Annotated in this window: 10 protein-coding genes and 1 pseudogene; 3 read left to right on the forward strand and 8 right to left on the reverse strand. The window is 58.7% G+C overall.

Annotation, left to right across the window (positions count from 1 at the left end):
- Positions 1–132 precede the first annotated feature (132 nt).
- Positions 133–4,965 carry a DEAD/DEAH box helicase gene (locus AC239G_RS05580; RefSeq protein ID WP_487489945.1) on the forward strand — a complete coding sequence of 1,611 codons (4,833 nt, stop codon included), beginning with the start codon at positions 133–135 and terminating at the stop codon, positions 4,963–4,965.
- A gap of 56 nt (positions 4,966–5,021) precedes the next feature.
- Positions 5,022–5,987: a DUF2971 domain-containing protein gene (locus tag AC239G_RS05585; protein ID WP_487489946.1), complete on the forward strand. Its 966-nt coding sequence runs from the start codon at positions 5,022–5,024 to the stop codon at positions 5,985–5,987.
- Between the two features lie 96 nt (positions 5,988–6,083).
- Here the strand turns inward: AC239G_RS05585 and AC239G_RS05590 are convergent, their stop codons facing one another.
- From AC239G_RS05590 to AC239G_RS05620, 7 genes are all read right to left on the reverse strand, one after another.
- Positions 6,084–6,338 (reverse strand): hypothetical protein, encoded by a 255-nt coding sequence (locus tag AC239G_RS05590; RefSeq protein ID WP_487489947.1) that lies wholly within the window; start codon positions 6,336–6,338, stop codon positions 6,084–6,086.
- Positions 6,335–6,922: a recombinase family protein gene (locus AC239G_RS05595; RefSeq protein WP_487489948.1), complete on the reverse strand. Its 588-nt coding sequence runs from the start codon at positions 6,920–6,922 to the stop codon at positions 6,335–6,337. Before AC239G_RS05595 ends, AC239G_RS05590 begins: the two co-directional genes overlap by 4 nt.
- Before the next feature lie 122 nt (positions 6,923–7,044).
- The gene (locus tag AC239G_RS05600; RefSeq protein WP_487489949.1) at positions 7,045–8,022 is read right to left on the reverse strand and encodes a hypothetical protein; all 978 of its coding nucleotides are present in this window, start codon (positions 8,020–8,022) and stop codon (positions 7,045–7,047) included.
- Between the two features lie 47 nt (positions 8,023–8,069).
- Positions 8,070–8,423: a hypothetical protein gene (locus tag AC239G_RS05605; RefSeq protein ID WP_487489950.1), complete on the reverse strand. Its 354-nt coding sequence runs from the start codon at positions 8,421–8,423 to the stop codon at positions 8,070–8,072.
- The gene (locus tag AC239G_RS05610; RefSeq protein WP_487489951.1) at positions 8,420–8,818 is read right to left on the reverse strand and encodes a hypothetical protein; all 399 of its coding nucleotides are present in this window, start codon (positions 8,816–8,818) and stop codon (positions 8,420–8,422) included. The genes AC239G_RS05605 and AC239G_RS05610 overlap by 4 nt, the downstream gene beginning before the upstream one ends.
- Before the next feature lie 36 nt (positions 8,819–8,854).
- Positions 8,855–9,472: a hypothetical protein gene (locus tag AC239G_RS05615; RefSeq protein WP_487489952.1), complete on the reverse strand. Its 618-nt coding sequence runs from the start codon at positions 9,470–9,472 to the stop codon at positions 8,855–8,857.
- Between the two features lie 1,136 nt (positions 9,473–10,608).
- Positions 10,609–10,917, reverse strand: a complete 309-nt coding sequence (locus tag AC239G_RS05620; RefSeq protein WP_487489953.1) for a hypothetical protein — start codon at positions 10,915–10,917, stop codon at positions 10,609–10,611.
- A gap of 148 nt (positions 10,918–11,065) precedes the next feature.
- Here AC239G_RS05620 and AC239G_RS05625 point away from each other — a divergent pair.
- A pseudogene (locus AC239G_RS05625) lies at positions 11,066–12,352 on the forward strand (ISL3 family transposase).
- A gap of 170 nt (positions 12,353–12,522) precedes the next feature.
- Here the strand turns inward: AC239G_RS05625 and AC239G_RS05630 are convergent.
- Positions 12,523–13,185, reverse strand: a complete 663-nt coding sequence (locus tag AC239G_RS05630) for a TetR/AcrR family transcriptional regulator (RefSeq protein WP_487489954.1) — start codon at positions 13,183–13,185, stop codon at positions 12,523–12,525.
- Between the last annotated feature and the right edge of the window lie 60 nt (positions 13,186–13,245).

A 13,245-nucleotide genomic window follows, 5' to 3' on the forward strand; every position in this document is an offset into this window, starting at 1 on the left:
AGGAAGTGCCTACGGGTGGCGTCTTTCGAGCCTGATGTTCATACGCGGCTTCAGCACCGACTTGTTATGAGATCGTGGTTCTCACTGACGAAAAGGCCTTTCAAAACAGGCATAATCGGAAGTATGACGGCTATGGCTTTTGACGAGGTGTTTGACCGCCTCTACTTCTCCGCGACGAGCGAGCACGACAAGGGATCAAAGTTCGAAGAACTCCTCGAGTCGTACCTCCAAACGGAACCAAAGTACGCCGACCAGTTCTCAAAGGTCTGGCGGTGGCAGCACTGGCCAGGCCGAGCAGGGCGGGTCGACACTGGTATTGATCTCGTCGCCGAAGACCGCTACACGGGTGAACTCGTCGCGATCCAAGCAAAGTTCTACGACCCCGAGCGAAAGCTCGAGAAACACCACATCGATTCGTTCTTCACCGAGCTTGGTAAGGAACCATTTGCTCGGGGCGTGATTGTGTCATCAACTGATCAGTGGTCATCACATGCCGAAGCAGCCCTGGCTGGTCAGACGAAAGAAGTCCAACGTATCCGATTGCGCGACTTCGCGGAGTCCACAATTGACTGGTCAGTCTTCGACCTCGACCGACCCCACGAGCTGACAGCCAAGCCAGGCAAACAACCACGCAAATATCAGCGCGAAGCCATCGACGACGTCATCGACGGATTCACCAAAAATGATCGTGGAAAACTGATCATGGCGTGTGGCACAGGGAAAACCTTCACAGCGCTAACTCTGGTCGAGCAGTATGTGCCAGCGGGAGGCAGTGTTCTCTTCCTCGTACCATCTATTGCGTTGTTACAGCAGACGCTGAATGAGTGGACTGCGCAGGCCAACGTGAATCTGCGGCCTTTCGCTGTGTGTTCCGATACCTCTGTGGGACGGAAGCAATCTGAAGATGTGTCCGTCCACGATCTTGGATTCCCAGCCACAACTGATCCGAGTAAGTTGGCGGCACGTTTCAATATCTCGACCGGCGACGATTCGATCAGCGTGGTGTTTTCCACCTACCAGTCCATCGACGTTATTCATCAAGCTCAGCAGTCGGGTACCCAGCGGGGAGAGGCCGGGTTGCCCGGAATGGGTGCATTTGAAAAGGGGTTGCCGGACTTTGACCTGATCATCTGCGACGAAGCCCACCGCACCACTGGCATCTCCCAGCCAGGAGCCGATGACTCGGCGTTCGTGCGCGTGCACAATGACGAATTCATCCGCGCAAAGAAGCGCCTGTACATGACGGCTACTCCGCGGATCTATGTGGAGGACTCGAAAGCAAAGGCCGCGCAGGATGGTGTGGCCGTGTATTCGATGGACGACGAATCCACCTACGGGCCTGAGTTCCACCACCTCGGATTCGGACGGGCAGTGGAACTCGGACATCTGTCTGACTATAAAGTCCTGATTCTCGCAGTTGACGAAGCCTCTGTTGCGACGTCGTTCCAACGACTGCTGTCAGAAGACGGTGACCTCAACCTCGACGACGTAGCCAGGATTGTTGGGTGCTGGAATGGCCTGTCGAAGCGCGGTGTTCACGGGCAACGACTGGCGATCAACGATGATTCTCCTATGAACCGGGCCGTGGCGTTCGCTCGGAACATCAAGGAATCAAAGGCTCTGGCGGACCAGTTCGAGAAGATCGGACGGGAACTCCTTGTCAACCGTACTGATGATCAATCGAAATTGCGGATGGAGGCTGAACACGTCGACGGTACTTTTAACGTCCTTGAACGCTCCAAGCGCCTTGAGTGGTTGCAGGAGGAAGCCGGTCCCAACACATGCCGGATCCTCACAAACGCGAAATGCCTGACCGAAGGTGTCGATGTTCCCAGCCTAGATGGAGTCCTGTTCCTTAACCCGCGCAACTCGCAGGTTGACGTTGTTCAGGCTGTTGGCCGTGTCATGCGTAAAGCACCCGATAAAGAGTACGGGTACATTGTGTTGCCCATCGCGGTGCCGGCGGACCAGGATCCTGAAACGGCGTTGAATGACAACAAGAAGTACAAGGTCGTGTGGGACGTGCTGCAGGCATTGCGTGCTCATGATGACCGTTTCGAAGCGATGATCAACAAAATCGACCTCGACAAGGGCGCGAACAAAACGGTCGATGTCATCGGCGTCGGAACCGGCGACGAAGACACGGACTCTGACCGGTCATCGGGACAGGACAGTGCCGAAGCATTGTTCTCGATGGTCAATGCTGTTGCCTGGGAGAACGCGATCTTCGCCCGCATGGTCAAGAAGGTCGGTGACCGCAGGTATTGGGAAGACTGGGCTGCTGATGTCAAAGACATCGCCGACCGACAGACCGCCCGCCTGCTCTCCATCATTAACGACCCTGACAATACGGTGGTTGATGAACGGTTCTCTGAGTTCGTTTCAGCCCTGCGGGCGAACCTCAATGATGGGATCACTGACAGGGATGCTGTGGACATGCTTGTCCAGCACATGATCACGAAGCCGGTTTTCGATGCCTTGTTCGATGACTATGACTTCACTGCCCATAACCCGGTGTCGAAGGTCATGGACACCATGCTCGCGGTGCTGGGGGAGTACAACCTGGACACGGAGACGGGGAAGCTCGATGAGTTCTACCGGTCTGTCCGGATTCGTGCTGAAGGAATCGAGTCAGCGCAGGGCAAGCAGAAGATCATCACCGAACTGTATGAACGCTTCTTCAAACTCGCATTCCCGAAGACCGCTGAGTCACTCGGAATTGTCTACACCCCTATTGAAGTCGTGGACTTCATCCTGCGATCAGTCAACGACGTTTTGAAGGAACACTTCGGCACCACAATTTCAGGTGAGGGTGTTCATGTGCTCGACCCGTTCACTGGTACGGGCACGTTCATCACCCGTCTGCTCCAATCAGGACTGATTGACCCGGCTGACCTTGCGCGGAAGTACGCCAACGAGCTGCACGCCAACGAGATTCTGCTCATGGCCTATTACATTGCCGCGATCAACATTGAGGCCACCTTCCACGGCCTCCAACGCGAAGCAGCTGCAGAAAACGGTTCCGACCCGGACCAGGTGGGGTATGAACCGTTCGAAGGGATCGTGCTGACTGACACGTTCCAGATGACGGAGAGCGGAGACACCCTCGACGAGGTGATCTTCACCGGCAACAATGACCGGGTCATTGCTCAGAACGGCCTGGATATCCGAGTCATCTTGGGGAACCCGCCCTACTCTGTGGGGCAATCCAGTGGCAACGACAACAACGCCAACCAGACATATCCGACATTGGACGAGTCGATCCGGTCAACGTATGCGGCACACTCCACGGCGACGAATAAGAACTCCTTGTATGACTCATACATTCGCGCAATCCGCTGGGCGTCCAACCGAGTTCTCGACTCACAGAACGGTGGTGTCGTCTGCTATGTCTCCAATGGTGGATACATCGACGGCAACACCGCAGATGGCCTGAGGAAGACCCTCACGGACGAGTTCCATGACGTTTATATATACAATCTGCGCGGAAATACTCGCACTTCGGGCGAGCACGCTCGTCGCGAGGGCGGACAGGTGTTTGGGCCCGGATCGCGAGCTACGGTTGCGGTGATGGTATTGGTGAAGCGGCCCGGACGAGTGGACGAGTGTGTGCTGCACTATAAAGACATTGGTGACTACCTGGATCGGGCGACAAAACTCGCTACTGTCGAGGAGAACTCACTGATTTCCCTGGACTGGGACACGGTCAAACCGAACCAGTACGGCGATTGGATCAATCAACGCGACCCCAACTACGAAAACTACCCCATCATCGCTGACAAGAAGGACAAAACGGGTCGTACTATCTTCTCTGTTTTCGGCAGAGGAATAGAGACTGGCCGAGACGCATGGGTGTATAACTCATCGCGGGAAAAAGTTGCTTCGAACGTCGAGAATATGATCGATTTCTATAACCGCGAAGCTGACCGGTGGGAAGAATCCGGAAGGCCTGAGCCAGTAGGAGATTTCATTGGCACTGATCCTACGAAGATTAGTTGGGCTCGTAGTTTACGTAACGCACTGAAGAAGTCTGAGCGCCTTGAATTTGATGCATCACACTGTCAAGTTGGCGTTTATAGACCATTTAACAAGCAAAACGTGTACTTCGCGCGGTTGCTCAACCATGAGCGTGGACAGATGCCGAAGTTGTTCCCGACCCCGGACACCACCAATGCCGGGTTCTACTTGACCTCGCCTTCAACCCATTTTCCGACGTTCGCTGTACTTGCTCTCTCATCGGTGCCTGATTTGCACCTGTTGGATACGGGGCAATTGTTCACGCGCTACTCTTATTCGTCCCCAGACGAAGATGCTCTGCTGTCGAGCCCGACCAGACGAGACAACATCACGGATTGGGCGTTGAACGAATACAGAAAGACGTATGGTGACGATATATCGAAAGACGACATCTTCTTCTACGTCTATGGTCTATTGCACTCGGCTGACTACCGCACCACGTATGAAGCCGAACTGAAGAAGACACTGCCTCGCATCCCTCAAGTCAAAGGCCGTGAGAGATTCGACGCATTCGTGAACGCCGGGCGCGAACTCTCGGCGCTGCACATCGGATATGAAGAAGTCGATCCATTTCCTCTGACAGAGACGGTAGCGACTGTGGCTCCAGAAAATGAGCTCGAAAGATTTGCCGTCACGAAGATGAAGTACGGGGGCAAGTCGGGGGCTTGGGATAAGACGGTCATCAAATACAATGCCTACATAACTATCGAGGGAATCCCTGAGGAAGCCCAGCAGTACATGCTGGGATCTAGATCGGGCATCGATTGGATTCTTGAGCGCTACCAGGTCAAGGCAGACAAGGCATCCGGCATCGTAAACGATCCAAATGATTGGGGTCGTGAACACGATCAACCGCGCTACATCATTGACCTGATCGGAAAAATCACCACGTTGAGCCTGGAAACGATGCGCATCGTGGACGATCTACCTCCACTCCAGGTGGACTGACCAAACCATCGCGATATGTGAGATTGAGCGACCGATCTGACAACAAGGAATTACGTTTGTCTTCTATCCCCGAACCTAAGCGTTGGCCGTCTACTCAGCCGATTTACCACTACACAACGCCACACGGCCTGTTGGGAATATTAGAATCCCACTCCATATGGGCGAGTGAAGCTGCTGGTTTAAACGATCTCGACGAGATTCGTCAAGGATGGGACGAGATCGAAATATTTCTGGAAAGTAACGATCCTGGAGGCGATTTTGGATGGGTCCTACACGAGTCCCTGAGGGCCGCCAACGATCTATCGCAATCAGTTTTCGTGGCCTGCGCGTCAAGCCGCGACGATGATGCGGCCCAGTGGGACCGGTATGCGGCGGGTGGTCTAGGCTACGCCCTCGAATTTGATACGTCAGTTGCTTTCGGTGTCAAAGCCAACAGCTCTGAGCCCTCTGACTGGGCGGACAAGTTTATTGCCGAGAATAGCTACTTGCGCACTGATTGGGATTACGCGATCTATGGGCGCGAACAACTCCACCAGCATTTGGAACTGATGTGGACGAGCATTGCGACTCAACTCAAACGAGCGGAGGACAATCCGACTACAGCGTTCCACAAGGCCCTTCGCGTTGACAGCTTTGAAGCTGCGAAATCAACGCTGGCGTGGCTCTCACCGTATGGTTTCGAACGCCTCGCATACCGATATAAATCTTCGGGATTCGAGAGTGAGCAAGAGGTGCGATGCACTCTGCGAATTCGTGACGCAGAATCCGCAGTGAGACACCGAGTGTCACCTTACGGAATCACCGGATACGTTGAGCTATCTGGGTTGCCGAATGAACATCGATTCGACCATATCGCCTGGCAGGGCACCGATATTTATAGGGAATTGCGGTTGCCGCTGCAGAAGGTCATCGTGGGGCCAAGAATTGACTGGCGTACGGGTAAGACCGCGGTCGAGCGATTGCTCCGTTCAGCGGGCTACGACGGCGTGGAAGTCACTCGCAGCAGGGTTCACTTGAGATGACTGTCCGGTCTAGTTAAGATTCCAGCCTTGAAAAGTTGGCCAAGCAATCAGACCGTTACCAGTGGCCGATCTAATCTTGGGACGTTGATACGAAGCTCAGTCAAAACGTGTCCTGGCCTGTTGTGCCGAACATCCGAGCGCGGCAGCGATGTCTTCCCACTGGTCTCCAGCCGCGCGCGCTTCGCAGATGATGGCGCTTCGAGCCTGTTTTGCAGCTATCTCGGTTAAACGAAGTGCCCCCAGCATGTCGCCGAAATCGTCAGCATCGCTGATGCTTCTCGCGAACGACACCAGTACGTTGAGCGCATGGGTCCGTTTGGCTACCAGGCCTTCAAAATCAGTATCAATCACTCTGGTACTCCATTCGACTTGGCTCTCTCCATGGCCCTGTAAACCGTTGCGCGGCTGACTCCCATCAGGCCTGCGACCTCAGAAATGGTGTGCTCGCGGGATTCGACCAATTCGACTAGGTGGCGTTCTTGTGCGCGGGATAGTTTCGGTTGCTTGCCGCGAAGGCGGCCGCGGGTTCGTGCGACTGCCATTCCTTCACGGGTTCTAGCGCGGATCAGGTCGGATTCGAACTCGGCGAACACAGCCATGATCGAGAAAAACATTCGGCCCATGGGGTCAGTGGGGTCATGGTTAGAGCCACCTAGAGACAGTGCCGCACCCGTCGCCTGAATCTCCTCGGCGATATCACTCGCGTCTCGCACAGATCGAGCGAGCCGATCCAGCTTGGTAACCACAAGAGTGTCTTGCTCTCGCAGAGCTGCAAGGGCCTCCCTCAAGCCGGGCCGCTTGCGGCTAGTCCCGGATAGTCCCACGTCAACGTATATCCGGCTGTCGGCGACGCCCAAATGGTTCAGGGCAGTACGTTGTGCGGTCAAGTCTTCGTCTTGATGATGCGTCGAGCATCTGGCGTATCCGATCAACATAGTCAGTTCCTCGTCTTGTCTCAGATATGGGACCGTGACCGGGCATTTCACCGGGCGGGTCTTACGGACACCCGTTAGGGCATGTTTTCTTCCCAGGCGGGAATGTGCGGTGCACGGACGCTTTACGAACGCACCCCAGCAAACTGCATGGTGCCGCCGACTTTCGGATGGGGCTGCGTGGCGGAAACATCGACGCGGAGCTGAGCATGGTCCGAAGCGAAGCCGAGACGGACCTCTGACTTATCGATCTTCGGTGGAGGCGTGACGTCCAGGCGGGCGTCCAATCCCTTTGGCAACCGGGTGTATACCTGATCAATGAATCGGTGAGCGCGGTTCACGCGATCGCCATACGAGTATGTGTGAACGGGGTCTGGGCGCTCCTGCAGTAGCTGTCGCCACGCTCTGCCGGTCGAGTCTCTGCCTGACTGTTCAATGTCTGGGCGGCGGTCCTGAACTGCGGGATCCGAGTGCGCGTTCCAGTCTCCTCCGACGATGAGCCCATCGGCGGCGCTGGCGTGCTGAAAATCGTTCGCCCATGCGATTGCGGTTTCGGTGGATACATCCAGCTCGTATCCGGTTTTCTGTGGGGTGTACCGTCGTCGCTTTTCGTTAATCGACGGGTCGTGTACAACGGCGGTCGGGCGGTACAGTTCAATGTCCTGGTGCATGGGAGTGTATACGGTTGCGACGGTCAAGGCGGTTCCGTCGAAGTCGATGGTCGCGCCTGCTGCTGCGAGGAGCAGCTGATCCCTCCGTTCGTGGACCGAATTGTCATCGCAAATGAAGCGCTGCTCGACGAGGCGCGTCGCATCGACATTCGTGACTTCCCGGTCGAGGCTGACGAGCATCAGTGTGCTGGCCTCCTTCGGATTGGGCGCCCTGTCGAGGGGCTGCCTGGGTCCGATGACCTTGTAGCCATGCTGGTTGGCTGACTTTTCCAGAGCGGGACGAGCCGAGTTACATACGGCGATCAGTCCAATGACGTCCCACCGCTCTCGGAAAAGGTGGTTGAAGACGTGCCTGCGGCGGGTGCGGCTCTGCTTCTCCTTGTCGCCCAGTTCCATTACGTTCCAGAACATAGCGCGAAGTGCGTTTCCCATGGTTAATACCCTCCTGGGTAGAGAAGACGGTCTGTCGAGTGGGTGAATCAGTAGGGGCTGGCGTCGCCGGTCTCGATGTCGCGGCGGAAGAGTTCTTCTTCCTCTTCGTTTCTAGCGAGGGCAGATTCGAGGTCGAGGCGGGTCAGGGCGATGATTTGCTTTCTGCCCTCATGGTTTGCTGCTGCGTAGGAGGGTGCTCGCGCGGTGAGTAGCCGGTGCACCTCGGCCCACTGATCAGTCGCGAGCAGTGGATCTCCTTGGTACGCCAGCGTGATGGCGTCCGAGGCAGGCACGTCGCCGGCGAAGTGCTCCCGGAAAACGTAGGTTCCGTCGGGCAAGAAGTGCGCGTCGAGCCTGTTCCGTGACGGCGTTCCTAGCTCATGCACGTCAAGCTCGGTCACCACAGCTCACCCGCCTCCGCGTCGGACCTGGTTAAGCGGCTCGAATACTCGCTGCGCGCCTCGGCGTACTTCTCCTTCCATTCGTTGACGGTCTCCGCCAGCGCCTGGGACTGGGCGTTGAGAAGTTCTGTCTCGGCGGCGTCGGAGTCCGCGAATGCCGCCTCGATGTCGTAGCCCTCCGCGAGGAGGGCAGCCCAGCCCTCCCAGCCGAGCGGGTCGACGAGGGGGACCACTCGGCTCTTCTGACCGGGTTCCCACAAGGGGCCCGAGATCAGGTCGCCGCTCTCGACGTCGAGCCATACCCCGGAGTCCGAGCGGCCGCTTGCCCGCAACCCGCCTGCGCTGCTCACGATCCGAGCAACGTCGGCGATCGAAATTTCTGCGATGTTCGTCATGGTGGTGAATCTCCTTGCTCTGGAGCGGTCGCGCTTTCAGATGATGTGATGGGTCTCGAAGTTCGTGACGTTATGGTCGCTCGGCGTGAGGCCGAAAGCCTCGTCCAGGACATCTGGCACCGCCGCAAGGCCGGTCTCAACGCTTGTTCCAGTGGCCTCCGACATGTCCAGCACCGCGTCTGCCCCGCTCTCCGCCAGTGATAGACCGCGGCGGCGGAGTGCACTGCGGGCGGCCGACATTCGTCCTGCGGGGACACGCCAGCGCCCACTGGCGGCAGATCGGACCCGCGGATGATTGTCCGCCGCGAGAGTCTCGCGAGCCCACGGCGCGAGTCCCGGGTTCCGTGCAAGCGCGCGACGCACACTGGGGGACTCGTCTGCTGCCAGGATCTCCTGCTCCGCCTGGCGCAGCGTGCCGCGCCGTGCACGCTCCGTTCGGACCGCCGGCGCAGGGTCGTAGGTGGCCTCAGGGCGGTGTCGGGCCGACAGCTTGCGCTGCTCGATCGTGCCTCGTGCCCACGCGGTCTCGACGCTCATGTCGTCCGGCATGCCGCGGTCGCCCATCTGGCGCAGGTGACGACGCTCGCGGCGAATAGCAGGATCGCAGCACGTGCAGCGGATCTGCTGATCGTGCGTGTCATGTCCTCGACACATGTGATGCCCCCTCCCTTCCGTCTCTGCTAGTGCTCGGTGATGGAGCAGATGAAGCAAGAGTAGGCGCCGTTTTTCGCAGGAGGACGATTTCGGCACGGTAGCAGTAGGAGGGGACAAGTGGCCTTTTCTCAGAGAATTGCTGGGCTGTATAAGCGCCAATATTTCTGGTTGAAAGAGCTTGACAAGTTCGTGAAGGTGGAGCGCTGGAGAGGGTTTTGTGTGTTCAAAACCCTAAAGGTCGTGAATGCGGCGAGGGCCCCGTGAGATCGGTCCGCCCGGATCGCCAGGGGAACCGCTCTACGGGGCCATCGCATCGACATTCTGCGGCGACAAGTCAAGGACTGTCAAGGGATGGGGGTGAAGGCGGTCAATACCTCCAATGCCTCTTCAATGCCAGCCTCAACCTCCAATGGGGCTATTGCCCCTAATGGGGGTGCGTAGTGTGGGTAGAGGGGTCGATAAGGGGCCTAGATGCTTATGCGAGCGGCGTGGGCCCACCTGGATCGTAGGGTGAGAGGCTTGCGTGAGGGGCACCAAAAACGCGACAGACGACTCCAATAGTGGCATCAGAGGTAACGCCAGCGACCTTCCTCGGGTCCTTCGGATTGCGACCCCGGCTACATATGACCTGATTGTGGGGGAGGCGCCTGGTTCACCGGAGGGTGGATCACGGGGCGCTTGGAGTACCAAATCTCCGGCTGGCGCTCGCCGTTGAAGGTCGAGTGGTCCTTGATGGTTCCCTGCATCGTCACTGCATCCCTAGGTTCCCGACCGTTGCTCTCGGAGGCGAACCAGCGCACGAGGTTACCCTGAGACGTCCGCATGATGTAGAGAACGCGAGGGAGTTCATGGTCGCCGTACACCTTGTCGGCCACCTCGACACGGGCAGTGATCGAGACCTTCTGATCCTTCTGGCCCAGCCAGCGTGAACCAGTCGGGCGCGGGGAGTGCACAGCGGGGCAAGAGGAAGCCTGATCCACCGCTCTTGGCCAGAGCCTTCTGGCGCGCGTCTTCGAGACGCTCTTGGTAGCGAGTGAAGCCGTCCAGGGGCGCTCGCGGCGGTGCCTGCCTCGCGCACGGCATGTACTCGGTGGTGAGCGCGTGGCGCAGAGCGGCTTGGTAGTCCGTGGCGGGGGTTATGACCGGATCCAGATGCGCGCTCGACCGGCTTGTCCTTGTCGGCCTGTGTAGGCGCGAGGCGCTGACGCAGGGGGGTCGTCGGGGCCTTCTGCGATGTAGCGATCCACCTGGTCGGGTACAGAGTGCTCGCCCTCTCCGCGCTTCACGTAGACCTTGCCATTGAGGTGGTGTGCGACGACTGCCGGCGACATGACGTCCCCCGCCTTGACCTTGCGCTCCGGCCCTGTGCGGACGTTGCTGATGTTGATGCGGTCGGGTTCCTCCTGGCAGGCTCCCTGGACGCGAACGGTCGCGTTCTCGTGCACGAAGATCGGGTCAGAGGGGTCCTGCTGGCGCTGGCTGTAGTCGCCCGAGCACGTCGACGGCCCGGTAGGGGCCCGAGGTCTCCCTGAAGATGGAAGTTGTCACACTGCCCATCTGGGAGACCTCGACGTGCCCTAGCCTATTTTTACCATGCCCTGTCTCACCACGTTCTGCTGACTCGACGAGCTCGGGCTTGAAACCGTCGGACAGGATTTGTCTGCGGATCGTGCCGTGCTCGAGTGTCGAGTCGTCGAGTCGGATCGATGGTGCCGGAAGTGCGGCTGCGAGGGCGTGCCCCGGGACACCGTGGCACGCCGGCTCGCATATGAACCGCTCGGGCACCGATCCACGAGGTTGCTGATACGGGTGCGTCGTTACAAGTGCTCTGGGTGCGGACGGGTGTGGCGACCGGACACCACGAAGGCCGCGCCGCAACGGGCGAGGATCTCCCGCGGCGGGCTGGCGTGTGTGGGGGAGGGCCTCGTCCTCGATCATCTCTCCGTCTCCCGCGTTGTCGCCGGCCTCGGAGTGTCGTAGTCTGCTGCGAACAGTTCAATCCTCGACGAGGGCACCCGGCGTCTTATCGACGACCCGGCACGGTTCGACGGCGTCACCACGATCGGCGTCGACGAGCATGTTTGGCGACACACCCGTCACGGAGACAAGTACGTCACGGTGATCATGAACCTCACCCCGAACCGGAACAAGACCGGCCGGGCGCAGCTTCTGGACATGGTCGAGGGCTGCTCGAAGGCCGTGTTCAAGGAGTGGCTCGCTGGGCGGCCGAAGGCGTGGCGGGACGGGATCGAGGTCGTCGCGATGGGCGGGTTCACCGGGTTAAAGACCGCCGCTGCGGAAGAGCTCCCCCGCCGCGGTCCCGGTGATGGATGCCTTCCACGCCGTCTGTCTCGCCGGTGACGGCCTGGACCGGTGTCGGCAGCGCGTCCAGCAGCAGACGCTCGGGCATCGAGGCCCCGCCGCTGACCCGCTCTACAAGGCCCGCCGCCCCCTGCAGACCGGTGACAGTCTCCTCGCCGACAAGCAACGAGATCGGCTCGAGGCGCTGTTCGCGGCTGAAGAGCATGTCGGGGTCGAAGCGACCTGGTACATCTACCAGCGTGTCCTCGCCGCCTACCCGGAACCCGATAAGACCAAGGGCAAGGCGATGATGCAAGCCGTGATCGGTGCCGTCACCACTGGTGTCCCCGCGGCGCTGATCGAGATCCGCAAGCTAGGTCGCACACTGAAGCAGAGGGCTGCGGACATCCTCGCGTTCTTCGACCTACCCGGCACCAGCACGGACCGACAGAAGCCCTAAACGGCCGCTTCGAGCACCTCCGCGGGACAGCGCTCGGCTTCCGAAACCTCAGCTACTACATCGCGAGATCGCTGCTCGAGGCCGGAGGATTCAGTCCCCACCCACACCCTCGTCCGTGAAGAGCCCCAAACGGGCTGAAAGGCTCAAGAGATCACGCTGAGGGCTTGAAGCCCGAGCTTGCGACGATGAAAGGTGCCCAACGTATTTACACTGACGGCCTGCCTCCCCGCGATTTTCAACTTCATAGCGCACTTCCAATAACGCGAAGCGGAATCGGGTGCGCGCCTGGTCAATTGGTTGAGTCGGCGCGACGAACCGAGCTCTCTCGCCTGCTCGATTGCTCTCGCGTGCATTCGCCTCTGGCCTCAACGCCGCGACGGACAAGGTTGACGCAGTCCCGGGGCCACTGCGTACCGATCTCTCCCCCGGCGACGCGAGCAGCGTAGTAGTAGCCGATCAAGAGTCTGACAACATCGTCGGGGTTGATCTCCAGGTCCATTTCGCCATTTTTTCTCGCCTCTTCGAGTACCGCCAGCAGCCGGGCACGCCGCACGCGGACTACTTTCTGTCGGTACTGCTCGATGAGATGCGGTTCCCTCTGTTCGAGGGCCAAAGCATTTCCGAGGAGCCCGATGCCCTCGGGCCTGCTAATTGCCGCATCAAACATCTCGAGCTCGGCGATGAGGTTGTCCCAGACGTCGTCAAATGTGGACGCAGGGCCTGTCGCTGCAATTGAGGACACTGCGGATGTGACCAGGTCGTCCTTATTGCTCCAGCGTCGATACAGAGTTGGCTTGGTGACGCCGGCTTCATCGGCAATCGCCGCCATGGTCGTACCGTCGTAACCCTGCTTTCCGAGCAGGATGAGTGTGGCCGCAAAGACCCGCTCTTCAACCCCGGGCGCACGAGGGCGACCAAGCTTCTTTTCTTTAACCGACTTCTTCTTTTTCATGTCCTTGACATCTTCTCACGCTTCCCACTATCTTTACTTTACCGACACGGAATGTAATGA

Source organism: Brevibacterium sp. Lmc1, from assembly GCF_057654315.1.